15 protein-coding genes and 1 pseudogene are annotated in these 17,988 nt (G+C 72.2%); 9 read left to right on the top strand and 7 right to left on the bottom strand.

What is annotated here, in order from left to right; genetic code table 11:
- Window positions 1-31: 31 nt before the first annotated feature.
- Window positions 32-1,687, bottom strand: a complete 1,656-nt coding sequence (locus tag ACO1BR_RS36390; RefSeq protein WP_426799389.1) for an alkaline phosphatase family protein — start codon at window positions 1,685-1,687, stop codon at window positions 32-34.
- A 381-nt stretch (window positions 1,688-2,068) separates the two neighbouring features.
- Here ACO1BR_RS36390 and ACO1BR_RS36395 point away from each other — a divergent pair, with 381 nt between their 5' ends.
- From ACO1BR_RS36395 to ACO1BR_RS36410, 4 genes are all read left to right on the top strand, one after another.
- The gene (locus tag ACO1BR_RS36395; protein WP_426799390.1) at window positions 2,069-2,860 is read left to right on the top strand and encodes an SDR family NAD(P)-dependent oxidoreductase; all 792 of its coding nucleotides are present in this window, start codon (window positions 2,069-2,071) and stop codon (window positions 2,858-2,860) included.
- Between the two features lie 293 nt (window positions 2,861-3,153).
- On the top strand, window positions 3,154-3,390 hold the full coding sequence (locus ACO1BR_RS36400; RefSeq protein ID WP_426799391.1) for a ferredoxin: 237 nt from the start codon (window positions 3,154-3,156) through the stop codon (window positions 3,388-3,390).
- Window positions 3,380-4,774: an NAD(P)/FAD-dependent oxidoreductase gene (locus tag ACO1BR_RS36405; protein ID WP_426799392.1), complete on the top strand. Its 1,395-nt coding sequence runs from the start codon at window positions 3,380-3,382 to the stop codon at window positions 4,772-4,774. The genes ACO1BR_RS36400 and ACO1BR_RS36405 overlap by 11 nt, the downstream gene beginning before the upstream one ends.
- Window positions 4,775-4,830: 56 nt before the next feature.
- The gene (locus ACO1BR_RS36410) at window positions 4,831-6,066 is read left to right on the top strand and encodes a cytochrome P450 (protein WP_426799393.1); all 1,236 of its coding nucleotides are present in this window, start codon (window positions 4,831-4,833) and stop codon (window positions 6,064-6,066) included.
- 45 nt (window positions 6,067-6,111) lie between these two features.
- On the opposite strand, the gene ACO1BR_RS36415 is transcribed toward ACO1BR_RS36410, so the two are convergent.
- Window positions 6,112-7,929, bottom strand: a complete 1,818-nt coding sequence (locus ACO1BR_RS36415) for a glycoside hydrolase family 15 protein (RefSeq protein WP_426799394.1) — start codon at window positions 7,927-7,929, stop codon at window positions 6,112-6,114.
- Window positions 7,930-8,130: 201 nt separating this feature from the next.
- Window positions 8,131-8,838: a hypothetical protein gene (locus ACO1BR_RS36420; RefSeq protein WP_426799395.1), complete on the bottom strand. Its 708-nt coding sequence runs from the start codon at window positions 8,836-8,838 to the stop codon at window positions 8,131-8,133.
- Between the two features lie 307 nt (window positions 8,839-9,145).
- Here ACO1BR_RS36420 and ACO1BR_RS36425 point away from each other — a divergent pair, with 307 nt between their 5' ends.
- Entirely contained in the window at window positions 9,146-9,691 is a 546-nt protein-coding gene (locus ACO1BR_RS36425) for a hypothetical protein (protein ID WP_426799396.1), read from the top strand.
- A 102-nt stretch (window positions 9,692-9,793) separates the two neighbouring features.
- On the top strand, window positions 9,794-10,720 hold the full coding sequence (locus tag ACO1BR_RS36430; protein WP_426799397.1) for an MBL fold metallo-hydrolase: 927 nt from the start codon (window positions 9,794-9,796) through the stop codon (window positions 10,718-10,720).
- Window positions 10,721-10,794: 74 nt separating this feature from the next.
- On the opposite strand, the gene ACO1BR_RS36435 is transcribed toward ACO1BR_RS36430, so the two are convergent.
- The gene (locus ACO1BR_RS36435; RefSeq protein ID WP_426799398.1) at window positions 10,795-11,568 is read right to left on the bottom strand and encodes an AraC family transcriptional regulator; all 774 of its coding nucleotides are present in this window, start codon (window positions 11,566-11,568) and stop codon (window positions 10,795-10,797) included.
- A 70-nt stretch (window positions 11,569-11,638) separates the two neighbouring features.
- Here ACO1BR_RS36435 and ACO1BR_RS36440 point away from each other — a divergent pair, with 70 nt between their 5' ends.
- Window positions 11,639-12,856, top strand: a complete 1,218-nt coding sequence (locus ACO1BR_RS36440; protein ID WP_426799399.1) for an MFS transporter — start codon at window positions 11,639-11,641, stop codon at window positions 12,854-12,856.
- A gap of 276 nt (window positions 12,857-13,132) precedes the next feature.
- Here the strand turns inward: ACO1BR_RS36440 and ACO1BR_RS36445 are convergent.
- The 3 genes and pseudogenes from ACO1BR_RS36445 to ACO1BR_RS36455 all read right to left on the bottom strand — a co-directional run.
- Window positions 13,133-14,560: pseudogene (locus ACO1BR_RS36445) on the bottom strand (glyceraldehyde-3-phosphate dehydrogenase); the annotation flags it as partial.
- A gap of 213 nt (window positions 14,561-14,773) precedes the next feature.
- Complete coding sequence (locus ACO1BR_RS36450; RefSeq protein ID WP_426799400.1) at window positions 14,774-15,445, bottom strand: hypothetical protein; 672 nt, start codon at window positions 15,443-15,445, stop codon at window positions 14,774-14,776.
- A gap of 71 nt (window positions 15,446-15,516) precedes the next feature.
- Window positions 15,517-16,179, bottom strand: coding sequence for a TetR/AcrR family transcriptional regulator (locus ACO1BR_RS36455; protein ID WP_426799401.1), 663 nt, complete (start codon window positions 16,177-16,179; stop codon window positions 15,517-15,519).
- 192 nt (window positions 16,180-16,371) lie between these two features.
- Here ACO1BR_RS36455 and ACO1BR_RS36460 point away from each other — a divergent pair, with 192 nt between their 5' ends.
- Both ACO1BR_RS36460 and ACO1BR_RS36465 read left to right on the top strand, forming a co-directional pair.
- Window positions 16,372-16,599 carry a ferredoxin gene (locus tag ACO1BR_RS36460; protein ID WP_159510169.1) on the top strand — a complete coding sequence of 76 codons (228 nt, stop codon included), beginning with the start codon at window positions 16,372-16,374 and terminating at the stop codon, window positions 16,597-16,599.
- A gap of 5 nt (window positions 16,600-16,604) precedes the next feature.
- A complete protein-coding gene (locus ACO1BR_RS36465) occupies window positions 16,605-17,981 on the top strand; it encodes an NAD(P)/FAD-dependent oxidoreductase (protein WP_426799402.1) in 1,377 nt (458 codons plus the stop codon).
- Window positions 17,982-17,988 lie beyond the last annotated feature (7 nt).

A 17,988-nucleotide genomic window follows, 5' to 3' on the forward strand; every position in this document is an offset into this window, starting at 1 on the left:
CCCCCGGCACGGTCGCCCGGCGGTGAACCGGTCAGCGGACCGGCAGCACCGCGGTGTGCTCCCGCTGCACGGCCTGGAGTTGCTGCGGGTCCAGGCCGAGCAGCGCCAGGATCGTGGGCGCGATCTGGGCGGTCCGGACCGGCGCCGCGGTGCGGACGCCGGACGGGGTGGCCGCACCGGAGACGACCAGCGGGACGTCGAGGTCGTCGGCGTGGGCGCCGCCGTGCTCGGCGATCTTCTTGGTGCCGCCGGTGTAGACGACGCCGTACTGCGCGATGCCGAAGACGTCCGGGACCCGGGCGTCCCCGGGCTTGACGCCGAAGTAGCCGGCCGCGGCCCGGCCGGCGTAGACCGTGCTCAGGCCGCTGTGGGTGAACGCCTTGGGCTTGGTGTTGATGTCGGTGCCGTTGCCGTGCTGGGCCAGCAGGTACTGCTTGGCGAACTCGGTGGCCGCGGTGGAGCGGTCGTTCAGCCACAGCAGCATGCCGTCGTCGTCGACGGAGTGCGCGACGAGGTCGCCGGCCTTCGGGTGCAGCTTCTTCCAGGCGGCGTTGAGCCCGTCGAGCAGCGGGCCGTCGTCCACGCGGTTCAGGGCGGCCGGGTCGGTCGGCGACTGGCCGTGCTTGGCGGACAGCACGACGGTGGTGCTGGACTCCAGGTGCCGGTCCTTGATCTCCTTGACCAGCGAGGCGACTTCGCCGTTGACGAAGTCCAGGTTCCTGGCCAGCAGCGGGCCGGGCACGTTCTTCGCCGCGTAGCCGCCCTTGAGGCCGTCGGAGGACGGCAGCTTCTGGGCGGTGGAGACGGACTGGAAGTTGAGGCCGAAGATCGCCGGGGTGCCGACCTTGTGGGTGCGGCTGTGGTCGTAGCCGTCGATCTCGTTGAGCACGGCCTGCGTCTTGTAGTGGTCGTACTGCTCGGTGGCCTTGTTGTCGGTGGTCCAGTCGCCACCGGCCCGGTAGCCGGGAGCCGCACTGTTGATCTCCGGGGCGAACAGGTCCTGGATCCCGGTGCCGGACGGGCCGTTGAGGATGTCGTAGGCCGCGTGCTTGTCCGACCACGCGGTCCGCAGACCGGCCTGGCGGGCGACCTCGAAGACGGAGTTCACCTGCAGGTACGAGTGCGGGTAGACCGGCTTGCAGGTCTTCGGGTCGACCGGGAGCCGGCTCGGGTCGAGGAGGCTCTGCGGCTGGCCGGTCATCTGCAGGATGCTGCCCGGCAGGCCCTTGAGGCCCTGGCCCGCGTCGAGGGACGCCTTGTTCCTGTCCAGGTCCTCGGTGAGGTCCACCTCCACGCCGGGCTTGACGCCCTGGCAGTGGGTGGTGCCGGCCGGGAGCAGGGCGTGGTCGTAGGTGTCGTCGTAGTAGACGCCGGTGGTGCCCGGACCGCCGCCGGTGACCTGGGCGGCCATGCCGGGGAAGGAGTCCGAGGGGTTGGTGGTTCTGGCGTGCGTGTACTGCACGCCGCCGTGCACGAGCCGGGCCAGCGCCGACTGCGGGTGCTGGGTGATGTACCAGGCCAGGTCCGACTGGTGCAGGCCGTCGACGGAGACCAGCAGGACGTGTCGCGCGGCGGCCTTGCGGTGCGCGGCGGCCTCGTCGGAGGCGGATGCCTGGGCGATGGTCACGCCGGCGAGGGTTCCGGCGGCGCAGAGCGCGGCGGCCAGTCGGATGGAGCGGCGGGTCACGGGTCTCCCCTGATGTCGTGGGTACCGGAGGGGGGTGGCTGAGCGCGCTCATGATGAACCGGACCCCGTGTAGCGGCGGGATCCGGCACATGAACAACCGGGGAACGGTGGGTATGGCCGGCCTTTGCCGACACCGGCGCCGTCAACTCGGCCCGTGCGAACTTCCGTTGCGCGCCGTTTCGCGGGGAACACCCGGCTGCCCGAACGTACGCCGACGGCACGGGTCGGCCGCCCTCCCCCGGGACCGCCCGCGCCCTGTCACGCGCGGCTTCCCCGGCGGTACGGTGATGGACAGACGTATTCCCCGAACACGCCGCGTCGGACTGCCCGCCAGCCCGCGAGCGTGGCATTCCACGCGCCTTCCGACAGGGGAGATCGCAGATGACCGACCGACCCTATCCGTACCGGACCGCGCTGGTCACCGGTGCCTTCAGCGGAATCGGCACGGCCCTGGCCCGGCTCCTGGCGGCCCGGGGCGTCTCCCTCGTACTGGTCGCCCGCCCGGAATCGCGCCTGCGCGACCTCGCGGCGGATCTGCGGGCCGCGCACTCCATCGAGGTGGAGGTGCTGCCGGCCGACCTGACCGACTCCGCGCAGACCGCGCAGGTGGCCGCCCGCCTCACCGATGCGGCCAAACCGGTCGAGTTGCTGGTCAACAACGCCGGAGCCGGGGCAGCCGGAGTCTTCGCCGGCCTCCCCGTGGACCGGGAGGAGGCCACACTCCGGCTGAACAACGAGGCGGTGGTACGGCTCACCCGGTCCGTCCTGCCGCAGATGCGGTCGGCGGGGCGGGGCGGAATCCTCAACGTCTCGTCCCTGACGGGCGGTTTCCCGTCGCCCTCGCGCGCCACCTACGGCGCGACCAAGGCGTTCCTCACCCATTTTTCCGAGGACCTCGCCATCGAGAACCGCGGCTCGGGCATCCATGTCACCGCGCTCCTGCCGGGCTTGACCAGGACCGAGTACTTCACGGCGAACGACGTCGGTCCCGCCCCCGCGCCGGGATTCCTCTGGCTGACCGCGGACGCGGTCGCCGCCGCCGGGCTCAGGGCCGTCGCCGCGGGGCGGCGCCGCTGCGTGCCCGGCGCCCCCTACAAGGCCGTCCACGCCCTCCTGTCCTGCACACCGCCCCCGCTGAAACGGGCTCTCGGCCGCCGTCTGTCGCGCCGGTGACACCGGCCGGCCCGCGGCACGGCACCGGCTCCGGCCGAGGTGGCGGCCGGGCCTGCTCGTGACCGGCGACGGACGCCTGCCCCGGTCCGCTCCGGTCCGCTCCGTCCTGTCCCCGCCTGCTCCTGCCGCCGCTCCGCCCGCGCCGGGCGACTCACCCCGACGGCACGCTGAACGTGCGCCCGCACCGGGGGCCTCCGCATCCTGAAGCGGGGCCGGACCTTGTGGCGTCGCACGCTGACGCGTTCAGCGGCTGTGCCCATGACCACGTCGCGTCGCGGAGGAGCGGAGAGTTCATGAGGCTTGTCGTCGATCTCAACCGGTGCCAGGGGTACGCCCAGTGTGCCTTTCTCGCCCCGGACGTGTTCACCATGCACGGCGACGAGGCGCTGATGTACGACCCGCTCGCCGACGACACGCAACGGGAGAACGTACGCAGGGCGGCCGACGCCTGCCCCGTCAAGGCCATCACCCTCGACTACGAGGACCAGGGCGCGGCCGGCGGGAAGGCGGGTGCGTCCCGTGTCGGTTGACGGTTACCTGGAGACGCTCCGGCGCGAGGGGCGGATCGTTGTCGTCGGCGCCTCCCTGGCCGGCCTGCGGGCCGCCGAGACGCTGCGCGCGGAAGGGTTCGCGGGCACCCTGACCATGGTCGGCGACGAGCCCCACGAGCCGTACGACCGGCCGCCGCTGTCCAAGCAGGTCCTGCTGGGCAAGGTGCCCGCCGACCACACCGTGCTACCGAGGCGGCGCCCGGTCGACGCGGCGTGGCGGCTCGGTGCCGCGGCCACCGGACTGGACCTGGCGGCCAAACAGGTGCGGCTCGCCGACGGCGACGCGATCGACTACGACCGGCTGCTGATCACCACCGGGGTCCGCGCCCGTCCGTGGCCGCGCGAGCTGGAGGCCGACCTCGACGGGGTCTGCGTGCTGCGTACCCGGGACGACGCAGTCCGGCTGCACCACCGGCTGAAGGCCGGTCCGCGCCGGGTGCTGGTGATCGGGGCCGGTTTCACCGGCTCGGAGATCGCCTCCGCCTGCCGTGAGCGGGGGCTGGCGGTCACCGTCGCGGAACGCGGGCCGGCTCCCCTCGTAGGAGCCCTCGGCGGTGTGGTCGGTGAGGTGGCGGCGGAACTTCAGCGCGCGCACGGTGTCGACCTGCGGTGCGGTGTGCAGGTCACCGGGCTGGAGGGGGACTCCGCCGGCCGGGTGCGGCAGGCCCACTTCTCGGACGGCACCGCGGTCGAGTCGGACGTGGTGGTCGTCGCGCTCGGCGCGACCCGCAACACCGAATGGCTCGCGGACTCCGGTCTGGGCGCCGGTCCGCGCGGGATCGCCTGCGACGCCGGATGCCGGGCCTTCGACGTACGGGGCATCGTCACCGACGACGTCTTCGTGGCCGGTGACGTCGCCCGGTCCCCGCACCCGCTCTTCGGCTACCAGTTCCTCTCCCTGGAGCACTGGGGCAACGCCGTCGCACAGGCCGAGGTCGCGGCCCACAACATGATCAGTGCCAGCGCGGACCGCCGGCCGCACCTGTGGATGCCGTCGTTCTGGTCCGCCCAGTTCGGGGTGAACATCAAGTCCGTCGGCGTCCCGCCGATGGCCGACCAGATCATCGTGACCCAGGGGTCGCTGGCCGAGCAGCGCTTCACCGCGGCCTACGGCTACCAGGGGCGCGTCATCGCCGCCGTCACCTTCGACCAGGCGAAGTGGCTGGACTTCTACGAGCGGCAGATCGAGCAGGCCGCGCCGTTCCCGCCCGAGTTCACCACCGTCGACCGGCGCCCCGAAGGGCTCCACCCGGTGCCGGCCGGATTCCCGGACCCCTCGCTTCCCAGCCACGGGCCCACCGTCACCCTCAGCGGGCACTCGCCGATCGACCGCCGCGTCTCGTTCACCCCCCGACGCGCCTGACCCGGGCACACCGGCAGCCCCCGCCCCCGGCCGCAGCACCTCGGAAGGATTCCGCCATGACGTCGGTCGCGCTCCTGCACCGGATCACCGACTACGCCAACCGCCCCGACCCGTATCCGCTCTACGCCGAGCTGCGCAGGACACCGGTGGTACGCGACGAGTCGGGTCCCTATCTGGTCAGCACCTACTGGGAGATCAAGGAGCTGCTGCACGACCCGCGGATCAGCTCCGACCTCCGCAACCTGACCCCCGAGGCGGCCAGGGCCTCCGGTCAGGAGCACGACCCGAACCTGCCGCCGGCCTTCATCCGGCTCGACCCGCCGGAGCACGACCGGCTGCGCCGGCTGAGCATGCGGCCGTTCGGTCCGCCGCACACCCCGCGCCGGGTGTTCGACATGCACGGCGAACTGGAGGAGATCGTCTCCGGGCTCGTCGACGGTCTGCGCGGGCGGGACACCATCGACCTCGTCGACGACTTCTCCTACCCCTTCCCGGTCACCGTGATCTGCCGGATCCTGGGCGTCCCGCGCGAGGACGAGTCGCGCTTCCACGAGTGGGCCGACACCATCGCCGCCGGCCTCGACCCGGTCGGTACTGCCGAGGAGCGCGAGGCGCAGGTCCAGGGCGTCCGGCGGGCCAGGGGCGAGCTGGCCGGCTATCTCGCCGGTCTCATCGAGGAGCGCCGCCGGTCGCCGCGCGACGACATGCTCTCGGCGATGGCCACGGAACACGGATCGGACGGGCAGATGTCACCGGTGGAGATCATCACCACCGCGGCGCTGCTGCTGATCGCCGGCCACGAGACCACGGTCAACCTCATCACCAACGGGATGCTCACCCTGCTGCGGAACCCCGACGTCCTCCAGCGGCTGCGTGTCGAGCCCGGTCTGGCCGTCCCGCTCGTCGAGGAGCTGCTGCGGTTCGAGCCTCCGGTGCAGATGCTGCCGCAGCGCACGACGCTGGCGGATATCGACATCGCCGGGACCATCATCCCGAAGGGCGCCTCGCTCTACCTCATGGTGGCCTCCGGCAGCCGGGACCCGAAGCGGTTCGCCGACCCCGACCGCTTCGTCCCCGACCGCCCCGACAACCAGCACCTGGGCTTCGGGCATGGTCTGCACAACTGCTTCGGCGCGCCCCTCGCCCGGCTGGAGGCGCAGCTCGCGCTGACCGCGCTCGTCCGCCGGCTCGACGGCCCGAGCCTGGTCGAGGACCCGCCTCCCTACCGGCAGAACGCCGTCCTGCGCGGCCCCCGGCACCTGCCGATCGCGTTCAGCGGGATCACCGGCTGACCCCGGGCCGTTCCGGCGGGGCCGGCCGCCCGGTCGGTCCCGCGGTCAGTCACGCTGCCGGTCGAGGGCGTCGTCCAAGGTGGTGGCGGCCATGATGAGCGACAGATGGGTGAACGCCTGTGGGAAGTTGCCCAACTGCTCCCCGCTGGGGCTGATTTCCTCGGCGAACAGCCCGACGTGGTTGGCGTAGGTCTGCATCTTCTCGAAGGCGTAGCGCGCCAGGCGGAGCCGGCCGGCGCGGGCCAGGGCGTCGACGTAGAGGAAGGTGCACAGGCTGAAGGTGCCTTCGGAGCCGCGCAGGCCGTCGGGTGACGCGGCGGGGTCGTAGCGGTGGACGAGGCTGTCGGACACCAGGGTGCGCTCCATCGCGTCCATGGTGGACAGCCAGCTCTCCGTCCGGGGCGCCAGGAAGCCCACCCGCGGCAGGAGCAGCAGCGACGCGTCGAGCACCGTGCCGCCGTAGTGCTGGACGAGGGCCTGTTGCTGCTCGTTCCAGCCGCGCTGCATCACCTGTTCCATGATCGCGTCGCGGGCGGCGGTCCACCGGACGGTGTCGGCGGGGCGGCTGTAGGCGGCCGCCAGGCGCAGTCCCCGGTCGAACGCCACCCAGGACATGATCCGGCTGAAGGTGAAGTCCTTGCGTCCGCCGCGCGTCTCCCAGACGCCTTCGTCGGGGCGGTCCCAGGAGTCGGTGAGCCAGTCCAGCGTCCGGGCCAGGTTCTTCCAGCCGTGGTAGCCGGCCCGCATGGCGATCTCCCGACCCTCCGACAGGGCGTAGAGCGCCTCGCCGTAGATGTCCAGCTGCAACTGGTCGGCGGCGGCGTTCCCGGCCCGTACCGGATACGAGCCCCGATAGCCCTCCAGGTGCGGAAGGATCTCCTCCGGCAGATCGGGGTCCCCGTCGACGCGGTACATGATCTGGAGCGGTTCGCTCCCGCCGTGCTCCGGGGGCTGCAGTCGGTCCCCCAGCCAGCGGGTGAACTGCGCCGCCTCCTCGATGAACCCGAGATCGAGCAGGGCTCGCACCGACAGCGATCCGTCGCGCACCCAGGTGTACCGGTAGTCCCAGTTGCGTTCGCCGCCCACCTGCTCGGGCAGCCCCATGGTGGCCGCCGCGACCGGCGCCCCCGTGGGGGCGTACGTGAGGAGTTTGAGGGTGATCGCGGAGCGGTGCACCACGCCCGGCCACCGGCCCCGGTAGCGGGAGGTGCGCACCCAGTGCTGCCAGAAGTCCACGACCTCCCAGAAGCGGCGCGTCACCTCGTCCGATGTCACGGGCGGTGGGGCGGGCGCGTCCGCCGTGTCGACGGTGAGGACGGCCGCGGCCACCTGGCCGGCGCGCAGCGTGACCGCTCCCCGCACGTCGGTGCCGTCGGGTTGCAGCGGGAAGCTGGTCTGCAGATGCGCGGTGATGCCGGGCGCCCGGAAGGTGGCGATGCCCTCCCCCAGGTCCCGGTCGTGGACGGCCCGCCCGTAGTCGAAGCGCGGCCGGCACTCCAGGTCGAAGTGGACCGTCCCGCGGACCGCTCGCGCACCGCGCAGCAGGACGTGCCGGCCGGACGGCGTCCCGGTACGGTCCGGTGGCATGCAGTCGAAGACCTCGCCCACGCCGTCCGGGGACATGAACCGCGTGACCAGGACCGCGGTGTCCGGGAAGTAGAGCTGCTTGCAGGTACTGCCCGGGTCCTCCGGTCCGAACAGGAAGTAGCCCCCGCGCTCGTGGTCGAGCAGTGCGGCGAAGATGCTGGGCGAGTCGAACCGGGGCGCCGCGAACCAGTCGACGACCCCCTGCGACGAGATCAGCGCAGCGGTCTGCAGGTCACCGACGATGCCGTGGTCCGCGATGGGAGGGTAGCGATCCATGATCATCCCGCCTTGTGGGTGCCGTACCTCCACTCTCCGCCCCGCCCGAGAGGCCCGCCAAAGCGGAGCCGGCCCCGGCGCGCGCACCCCGCTCCCCCGCAGGTCAGGAGCGTTCCGGCAGCGGCAACCGGCCCACGTACGGTGACCGCCCCCCGCACCACGGTCAAACCACCCGCCGCCCTTCCCCGCCCTCTTACCCCCTTACTCTTGCCCCCCTTCCCCCTCTCTCCCCTCCTGCCCGGCGGTCCGGCGGCGGCGCAGCGTGACCACGAAGACATGACAGCTGACGGCCAGCATCCAGAAGGGGAAGACGAGTTCGAGGTGGCTCGTGGTGCCCACGGCGAAGAGCAGCGCCAACGCGACGAGATAGCCGAGCCAGACCAGCCAGCGGGGGAAGATGCCGAGCCGGTGACCGATGGTCGTGGTGGATACGACGAACACGGCAGCCATCCGCGTCGAGTAGCTGGTGAGCAGCGCCAGAACGAGGTGGCGCCCGTACTGCCAGAGCGCGAGCTGCCCCGCCGACGCCGAGGAGGACACGTCCGTCACGTCCAGCAGGCTGCCCGCCGTCGCCGCGAGGACGAAGAGCATGGCCACGAACAGCAGCCCGCTGCCCAGGAACAGCGTGGCGAAGAACCGGTCCTCCCCCGCACCGACGTAGTCCCTGATCGCCCCCATGAACCACAGGAAGAAGATCCCGGCGAACGGCAGGAGGGCCAGGGCCGTGTGCAGGAATTCCCGCTGGGAGGTGCGGTGGATCCAGTCGACGGCGTCCTCGGGGTGCTCGGGCACCGCCAGCCGCACCAGCAGGATGGCGATACCCAGCAGCAGCGCGGAGACGATCCCGGCCACCGCCGCGACGCGCGGCGTCTGCAACGCCCGGATCGGGGCCCCGCCGGTGGTTGGCATGACGTTCTCCTCCAGCAGACGCTTCCGGCCGAGCCCACATGGTGCAGTGCCGCCGTCGTACACACACCGCGCCGACACTCGCCGGCACGACATTCACCCCCATGGCCCGCCCCACCGGCGAGCCGTCGGGCACCGCGCTTCCAGCGGCCGGGAGATACCGGAGTCGGCAGAACCGATCACGCGAGCAGCTTTCAGCGCGGGGCGCGTCCCGGGGGCCGGAGGTGAGCCGTGGGGCTTTCCGGCGGCCGAGGGACCGATGCGACCGGATCGTACGTGATCATGGAGTATGTCCCGGATACAGACAGCAGTGAGCATCGCCGCCCACCTGGCGGCAGAGGAATGGATCAGCGGCCACGGTGTGGACCGTGCGCTGCTGCGCGTCGGCGATGCGCCGTCGGGCTACACCCTGCACGTCGACGGAGCCGGCAGGTCCGACTTCAACGCCGGCTACCGGCGGCCCGGTTCGTCCGGTCTGCGACTCACCGTGGAACGCAGCGGCCAGGACGCCCGGCGCACCGACTGGCACGGCTGTCCGGTGCCCCTCGGCGAGACCGTGCACTGCGCCGACGACGGTGGCGGCAGGCTGCTGGTGACCTACCGCGGCAGCGGCGGCGACCGGCAGGAACTGCGGCTGCTGCGCGCGGGCCTGGTCTACACGGTGGCCCTTCCGGAAAGCGCTGCCGAACGGTCTGCCCGCCGCCCGCCATGTCCTCGCGACGCTCAGGCCGGCGACCGATACCGAACTGGCCGCGCTCGTCGCCGTACCGTCGCGGAGCTGACCATCCGCCAGGTCCGCCCCGTCCGTCCCGGGGCGGATTCCTGCCCGAATGATTCCCCACATAGGCTGTCGTAGGTTACGGAACCGGGCAGCAGCTCAGAGCGGTTCACAGAGGGTCGGGTCCGCTCGCGTCTGCTCGGCGAAAGATGTCAGGGAACGTGAAGAAAGGCCCGCGCCATGCCTCCCGTCCTCCGTCCGCTGTCCACCACCACCTGGGCCTGGGCCTCCACGGACTGGGGATTCAGTAATGCCGGGGTGGTGGCCGCGCACGGCGCGGCTCTGCTCTTCGACACCCAGTTCACGCTGGACGCCACGCAGGTGATGCTGCGTGAGATGGACCGGGCGACGTCCGGTGCCGTCATCGGGACGGTGGCCGTCTCGCACCAGAACGGTGACCACACCTGGGGCAACCAGCTGCTCCCCGACGCGGAGATCGTCACCTCCGCGGCATCCGCGGAGCACCTCTGCCACGAGCTGTCGCCCGAGCAACTCACCCACCTCTCCCGGTCGAAGAGCACCGACAGCATCAGTCGCTATGCGGCCGAGCACTTCGGCGGGTTCGACTTCTCCGGAATCACCGTGACGGCGCCGACGCGGACGTTCACCGGGCGTCAGGAGATGAACGTCGGCGGTGTCACCGTGGAGTTGATCGATCTGGGTCCCGGGCACAGTGCGGGCGACGTCGCGCTGTGGGTCCCCGACGACGGGATCGTCTTCGCGGGGGACGTGCTCTTCGAGGGCGGGCACATGATCGTCTGGTCCGGGTCGCTGGCGGCGTGCATCGACTCCGTGGACGCGCTGCTCGCCACGAGTGCCGAGACCTTCGTGCCCGGGCACGGGGCGCTGATGGGGCGGGCCGAGGTCCGCGACTTCCGTGCGTACCTGGCCGAGGTGCAGGCGGCGGCCACGGCCTGGGCACGGGACGGTCTTCCGCTGTCGCAGGCGGCGGCCCGGGTGCATGCGGAGTGCGCCGGCGACCGCGCCCACCCCGAACGGCTCTTCACGGCGACCGCGGGCGCCTACGCCGATGCCGGACTCGCCGAGACGCCGGCCACCTTGGACCTCGTGAAGGGCATGGCGAATCTGGCCCGGCTCCCCGTCTGACGGCCGTTGCGCATGGGGGCGGCCAGCGGGTCGGCGTCAGGGCCGCGGGGCTGTTGTGCGGCCGGTGGGGGCTGTCAGGGGGTGAAGTAGCGGGTGGGGGTGGTGCCGAGGGCGCGGCGGAACATGGCGGTGAAGGCGCTGGGGGTGGCGTAGCCGACGCGCAGCGCGACGGCGGTGACGGGAACGCCCTTCGCCAGCAGCGCCACCGCGTGCACCAGCTTCGCCTGCTGCACCCAGTGGCCCAGGCTCATACCGGTCGCGGCGGCGAACTGGCGCTGCAGGCTGCGGGGGCTCAAGTGCGCCTGGGCCGCGGCCTGTTCCGTCGTCCAGCGGCGCTCCGGGCGGCGCCGGATCTCCCGGCACAGGACGGCGAGCCGGGGGCAGTCCGGAGCCGGCAGGTGCAGTGCCCGGACGGGGCGCGGGGTGAGTTCCCGGAGCAGCAGCTCCATGACCAGGCCGTCCCGGCCGCCGGTCCGGTACTCCACCGGCAGCCGCGTCGCCTCGTCGATCAGCTCGCGCAGCAGCGGGGAGACCGACACGACGGTGGGCGTGCCGGGGAGGCCGGCCGCGGCGTCCCCGGTGATGTAGAGGGTCCGCATGGCGACCGGACCGGCGCAGGTCATCTCATGGGTGAGGCCCGGGGGCACCCACGCCGCCCTGCTGGCCGGTACCACCCAGGTCCCGTGCACGGTGCCCACCGTGATGGCGCCGGACGTGCCGTAGATCAGCTGGGCGCGCCGGTGGGAGTGCGGCGGGATGTGGTGGCCGTCGGGCAGGTCGCGCGCCATCGCCGCGACCGGCCGGGGCACGTCCTGGTAGTCGTCCCGATTCTCGCTCTTTCCGAACATGGCGCACTCTCGACATCACCTGGCCGTACGGCGAAAGTCTGCCACGCGGCACCTCCATAGCCTCGGCCGCATGCGTCACTTCCCGCTCTCCCCCGCGGCGCCGTACGGGTCCCGGCCCGGACGGCCGCCGCGTTTCCAGGTGCCCGTACTGGCCGTGGCCGCCGCGGTCACGGCCGCCAACGTCTACCTGAGCCAGCCCCTGCTCCAGGAGATCGCCACCTCGCTGTCCGCCGACCCGGGCCTGCTGGGCGCCCTGCCCACCGCCACCCAACTCGGGTACGCCGCGGGCATCCTGCTGCTGGTGCCGGCCGGGGACAGCCACGACCGCCGCCGGCTGATTCTGGTCCTCACCGCGAGTTCCGCGCTGGCGCTCGCGGCGTGTGCGCTGGCTCCCGGGGCATGGTTCCTGATCGCCGCCGGATTCGCAGTCGGTCTGCTGTCCCCCGTCCCGCAGTTGGTCACGCCGCTGGCCGTGGCCCTGTCCGAGGAGCGGGGGGCGGCCCGGGGGCGGGTCGTGGGCACCGTGCAGGCGGGGCTGCTCGTCGGCGTCCTCGCCTCCCGCGCCTACTCCGGCGCGCTGGCCACCCTGCTCGGCTGGCGCGGTGTCTACGCCGTCTCCTGCGCGCTCACGCTCGCCCTGGCTCTCGCGCTGCGCCGGTACCTGCCGCCGACTCCGGCTCCGGGAGCCTGCGACGGATACCGGGCCGCTCTGGCCTCGCTGCCCCGGCTGGCCGCGCGGCCGCTGGTCGCGCGGGTGGTCTGGTCGGGCGCCCTGGTCGGTGTCGCGTTCGGCGCCTTCTGGACCACGCTGACGTTCCTGCTGGCCGACCGGTATCACTACGGCACCAGCCGGATCGGGCTGTTCGGGCTGGTCGCGGCGGCCAGCGCGCTGGTGTCGCCGTGGGCGGGGCGGATGGCCGACCGCCACGGCCGGGCGAGGGGGCTGGCCGTCCTGGTCACGCTGGTGATCGCCGGCTGGCTGGCGCTGCTGCCCGGCGGTGCGTCGCTGAGCTGGCTGGTGGCCGGGGTGGTGCTGCTCGACGTCGGGGCCTGGGGCAGCCAGACGGTCAGTCAGACCGTGCTGTTCGCGCTCCCGGCCGGCCTGCACAACCGGCTGAACACCGTGTACTTCACCTTCCGCTTCACGGGCATCGCGGCGGGCTCACTGGCCGGTTCGGTCGCGTGGTCGGCCTCCGGGTGGCCGGCCGTCGTCGCGCTCGGCGCCTCGGCGGGGCTCCTCGGCCTGGTCGTCGGCCTGCTTCCGCACCGCGAGGGCACGGCGCCCTGATCCGGGAACGCCGGCGGGCGGGACGGCAGTTGGGGCGGCGACCGGTACCGAACGGCATCGGCCGCCGCCCGAACGCCGCCCCGCCTGCCGGGACGCCGGACCGGGCGGTCCGCAGGGGTCAGGCCACCGGCACCGGGTAGGTCGGGTACTCGACCCCGGAGACGTGCTGGACGACCCGGATGACCTGGCAGGAGTAGCCGAACTCGTTGTCGTACCAGAGGTAGAGGATCGCGTTGTCGCCGTCGACCTTGGTGGCTCCGGCGTCGACGATCGANGGTAGGTCGGGTACTCGACCCCGGAGACGTGCTGGACGACCCGGATGACCTGGCAGGAGTAGCCGAACTCGTTGTCGTACCAGAGGTAGAGGATCGCGTTGTCGCCGTCGACCTTGGTGGCTCCGGCGTCGACGATCGAGGCGTGGCGCGAGCCGATGAAGTCGCTGGAGACCGCGTCCGGGGCGGTGGTGAAGTCGATCTGGCGCTTGAGCGGCGAGGTCAGCGACACGTTGCGGAGGTAGTCGTGGACCTCCTCGCGGGTGGTCTCGCGTCCGAGCCGGAGGCTGAGGATGGCGATCGAGACGTCCGGCACCGGGACGCGGACCGAGCTGCCGGTGATCGTCGCCTTGAGGTCGGGCAGCGCCTTGGCGACCGCGGAGGCCGCACCGGTCTCGGCGATGACCATGTTGAGCGGCGCGGAACGGCCACGGCGATCCGACTTGTGGTAATTGTCCAGCAGGTTCTGGTCGTTGGTGAACGAGTGGATGGTCTCCACGTGACCGCGCAGGACGCCGTACTCGTCCGCCATCGCCTTCAGCGGCGGCACGATGGCGTTGGTGGTGCAGGAGGCGCAGGACAGGATCTGCTCGTCCGGCTTGATCGTGTCGTGGTTGACGCCGTGCACGATGTTCGGGACGTCGCCCTTGCCCGGCGCGGTGAGGACGACCTTGTCGATACCGGGGCGCAGGTGGTGGGACAGGCCCTCGCGGTCGCGCCACTTGCCGGTGTTGTCGATGAGGATGGCGTCCTTGATGCCGTACGCCGTGTAGTCCACCGACGTCGGGTCGTCGGAGTAGATCACCTTGATCTCGTTGCCGTTGGCGATGATCTTGCCGTTCGCCTCGTCGACGGTGATCGTGCCCTGGAACTGTCCGTGGATGGAGTCCCGGCGGAGCAGCGAGGCGCGCTTGATGATGTCCTGGTCCCCGCCCCCGCGGACGACGATGGCGCGCAGCCGCAGGCCGTTGCCGGAGCCGGCCTTCTCGATGAGGAGACGGGCTATGAGGCGGCCGATGCGGCCGAAACCGTAGAGCACGACATCGCGCGGCTCGCGACACTCGATCTTGTTGGCGCCCGTGGCGCCCGCGACGGCCTCGGCGGTGAACTCCTCCACCGCCAGACCGCGGCCGTCGGTCTTGTACGTCGCGGCGAGCATGCCGATGTCGATCTGCGAGGGGCCGAGATCGAGCGCGGCGAGGGCCTGCAGGAACGGCAGCGTCTCGGTGACCGAGAGCTCCTCGCCGGCGATCTGCCGGGCGAATCGGTGGGTCTTGAGAATGCTGACCACCGACTTGTTCACCAGGGAGCGGCTGTGCAGCAGGACGGTGACGTCCCGCTCGCGGTGCAGCTTCCCGATGATCGGGATCATCGACTCCGCGATCTCCTCGCGGCTCTTCCAGTCAGTGAACGAGTCTTCGTTGACAGTCACAGGTTTATCTTTCGAGCTAGGCGGCGCTCATATGCTAACCCCCCGCCGAGTCGCTCGTTCAGACAGCCCCTCCCAAGCGGAACGCACCCCTCGCACCCGAGGTGCACCAGGGCGCACTATCTACCGACTTGCCCGATTCAAACGCCCAATTACGCCCGCATTTACGCCATTTCGCGGCTGGTGTGCACCTCAGCCGGGCAGCACCGTCCGGAGTCACACCGTGGCGTCCACGGGGGCGTTCCGGGTGACCGGCGGGGTGACCAGCAGGCGGGCGTGGATCCTGGGGCCCAGGACGACCGCCGCGACGGCGATCGCCACCGCGACGATCGCGTCCGCGTGGTGCGTGACGCCGTCGAGCAGCACCTGGGCGAGCAGCGCGGCGACGATGAGGGTGAGTTTCGCGGCGATCAGCCGGGGCGCCGAGAGGACCGGTGCGGTGGACGGATGCGCCTGGCTCGTGCGAGTGCGGTGCGCCAGACGGATCTGGAGCGGGACCGTCAGCAGGACCACCAGGAGCCGCACGCCCAGGGAGGCGGCGGGCTGTGCGCTGTGCGGGTCCAGCAGGCAGCCGATCACGTAGGCGGCCACCAGTGCGCCCGCGACGATGGCCGTCCGGACGGTGACCAGCCGGGCGATGGCCCAACGGGGGTCGGTGGCCTCATACACCTGCCGGGTGAGACGCCGGTGGGAGCGCAGCAGCAGGGGCGGGACGATCAGCAGGATCACGGCGGTGCGCAGGGCGTGCGCCCAGGCCGGCTCGGCGCCCTCTCCCATCCAGGTGAGCGCCATGACGACGCCGGCGACGGCGTAGCGAATCCGCAGTTTCCGGGCCTCGCCGGGTGATCGCAGGACGGCCGCACGGGAGGCGTGGGGGGCCGGATTCATGAAGGGCTGCTCCTTCGCGGGAGGACGGGAGGAGAGGGCACTGTCGGATGCGGCGGCGATGGTCGCGGCGGTCAGTCGTCATCGGTGCCGGTGGACGTACCGGCCGCGTCGATGCCGGCGAACAACCAGGTCAGGGCCTGGGCGAAGAGTTCTTCCGACACGCTTGAGGGGTCGAGGCGCCGCAGCCGCACCAGGCCCTGGAACAGTGCCGCGACCACGGTGGCCACGGCTTCGGCGGAGACCTCCGCGGGTGCGCCGCGCTCGGCCAGCGACGTGCTGATCACCTGCTCCAGCGCCTGGCGGGGTTCGCGCAGCTTGGCCGCCATCGTCTCCAGCGCCTGCGGATTGCGGACCGCGTACAGCCAGAACTCGGCCTGGAGCGGGGCGAAGTCGATGTCCTTGTCGGCGACGTCGATCAGCAGGCGGCCCAGCTCGGCGGCGGCCTCCCCGGTGCCCGCCTCATGGCTGTCCAGGGCGCGGGCGGCCTCCGCGATGCGGTCGTTCTGGCGGTCGGACAGCAACTCCAGGAAGAGCGCTTCCTTGCTGTCGAAGTTGGAGTACAGCGCGCCCGTGGAGAAGCCGGCGGCCTCGGCGATCTCCTCCACCGAGGCGCCGGTGAAGCCCTTGCGGGCGAAGATCCGCGCCGCCGCGTCCAGCAGCAGCGTCCGGGTACGGGCCTTGGCCTCGGCGCGGGTCAGGCGCTGCCGTCGGGGTGCATCGTGCTCGCTGGTCATATCGCTGAGGCTATTCGGATAGCGATCACTATGTCAATGTTCGGATAGCGAGTACAGTTCCTATAGCAGTCACTATTTGAATTGCGATCGCGATGACGGATCCCTGCGCCGTCGGCCCGCAGATGCCGGGCAGGACCGCGCCGAGCAGCGAGGAGAGGGAGAAAGATGACCACGCAAGCCCCGCCGGAGACCCTGCGGCTGGTGGTGGATCTCAACCGGTGCCAGAGCTACGGACAGTGCGTCTACGCCGCGCCGGCGGTCTTCCGCTTCCACGGCGAGGAGTCGCTGGAGTACGACTACGCACCCGACGCCGGCGCGCACCGCGAGGTGGCGCGCGCCGCGGCGGCCTGCCCCGTGCAGGCGATCACGCTGAGCGGCGCCACCGAGCCGTCGCCGCTGTCCTCGGAGCGGGACCGGTGACCGCCGTGAGCACGCCCCGCCGGGCCGGTGCCGGCCGCATCGTGGTGGTGGGCGCCTCGCTGGCCGGGCTGCGCGCCGCCGAGGCGCTGCGGGACGAGGGGTTCGGCGGGGATCTCACCCTCATCGGCGACGAGCCCCACGAACCCTACGACCGGCCGCCGCTGTCGAAGGCGGTACTGTCCGGCCGGCTGACCACCGACCGCATCACCCTGCCCCGGGTGCGGAACATCGACGCGCGGTGGCTGCTGGGCACCGCCGCGACCCGGCTGGACATACCCGGCCGCCAGGTGGTGCTGGCCGACGGGCGGCGGGTGGACTTCGACCGGCTGCTGATCGCCACCGGCACCCGCGCCCGGCCGTGGCCCGACGCGGCCGGCGGCGGCCTGGCGGGTGTGCACACGCTGCGCGGCCGGGACGACGCCGACCGGCTGCGCACGGCGCTGGCCACCGGCCCGCGCCGGGTGCTGGTCATCGGCGGCGGCTTCACCGGTGGCGAAGTCGCCTCGGGCTGTCGGGAGTTGGGGCTGGAGGTGACCGTGGTGCAGCGCGGCGCGGCTCCGTTGGCGAGCGCGCTGGGCGGTGTGATCGGCGGCGTCGCCACCGGCTGGCACCGCGCCGCCGGGGTGGACCTGCGGCTGCACACCACGGTCCGTGCGCTGGAAGGCGATGCCCACGGCAGGCTGCGCCGCGCCCGGCTGTCCGACGGCACCGCGGTGGACGCCGAGGTGGCCGTGGTCGCCACCGGCGCACCGGCCAACACCGAGTGGCTGGCGGGTTCCGGGCTGGCCGCCGACCACCGCGGAGTGGTGTGCGATGGCGGCTGCCGGGCGCTGGGCGCCGACGGGGCGGCCGTTGAGGACGTGTTCGTCGCCGGTGACATCGCCCGCTGGCCGCACCCGCTCTTCCCGGGGCAGTTGCTGCGCCTGGACCACTGGGACAACGCCGTGGCGCAGGCGCGGACCGCCGCGTACAACATGACGCACGCCTCACCGGACCACCGCGTCCACCGGGCGCTGCCCGCCTTCTGGTCCAACCAGTTCGGGGTCAACCTCAAGTCCGTGGGGCTGCCGCACCTCGCCGACCAGGTCGCCGTCACCCAAGGAGCCCTGGACGAGAGCCGGTTCGTGGCCGCCTACGGGCTCCGCGGCCGGCTGGTCGCGGCCGTCGCGGTGGACTCGCCGCGCGTCCTGGACGGCTACGCCGCGCTCATCGAGGCCCGGGCGCCGTTCCCGCCGGTGCTCAACGCGCCGGACGGCCCGCCGCAACTCCGTCCCGTCGACGCGGAGTTCGCGCGCCTCGCCGGGGACGAGCCCGGCGGCCTGCGCGGCCACGACACCCACACCCCGGCAGCCGCCACCCCGGCCCCGGTCGCCCACCCGTAGGGAGCAC

This window comes from Streptomyces sp. YGL11-2, assembly GCF_050054615.1.
In the GTDB taxonomy this organism is placed as follows: Bacteria; Actinomycetota; Actinomycetes; order Streptomycetales; family Streptomycetaceae; genus Streptomyces.

What these genes read in the sequence shown, in the direction of transcription:
- ACO1BR_RS36395 (WP_426799390.1), top strand. Translation starts at nt 2,069, where the DNA reads ATGACCGACCGACCCTATCCGTACCGGACCGCGCTGGTCACCGGTGCC.
- ACO1BR_RS36400 (WP_426799391.1), top strand. Translation starts at nt 3,154, where the DNA reads ATGAGGCTTGTCGTCGATCTCAACCGGTGCCAGGGGTACGCCCAGTGT.
- ACO1BR_RS36410 (WP_426799393.1), top strand. Translation starts at nt 4,831, where the DNA reads ATGACGTCGGTCGCGCTCCTGCACCGGATCACCGACTACGCCAACCGC.
- ACO1BR_RS36415 (WP_426799394.1), bottom strand. Translation starts at nt 7,929, where the DNA reads ATGGATCGCTACCCTCCCATCGCGGACCACGGCATCGTCGGTGACCTG.
- ACO1BR_RS36420 (WP_426799395.1), bottom strand. Translation starts at nt 8,838, where the DNA reads ATGCCAACCACCGGCGGGGCCCCGATCCGGGCGTTGCAGACGCCGCGC.
- ACO1BR_RS36430 (WP_426799397.1), top strand. Translation starts at nt 9,794, where the DNA reads ATGCCTCCCGTCCTCCGTCCGCTGTCCACCACCACCTGGGCCTGGGCC.
- ACO1BR_RS36435 (WP_426799398.1), bottom strand. Translation starts at nt 11,568, where the DNA reads ATGTTCGGAAAGAGCGAGAATCGGGACGACTACCAGGACGTGCCCCGG.
- ACO1BR_RS36440 (WP_426799399.1), top strand. Translation starts at nt 11,639, where the DNA reads ATGCGTCACTTCCCGCTCTCCCCCGCGGCGCCGTACGGGTCCCGGCCC.
- ACO1BR_RS36450 (WP_426799400.1), bottom strand. Translation starts at nt 15,445, where the DNA reads ATGAATCCGGCCCCCCACGCCTCCCGTGCGGCCGTCCTGCGATCACCC.
- ACO1BR_RS36455 (WP_426799401.1), bottom strand. Translation starts at nt 16,179, where the DNA reads ATGACCAGCGAGCACGATGCACCCCGACGGCAGCGCCTGACCCGCGCC.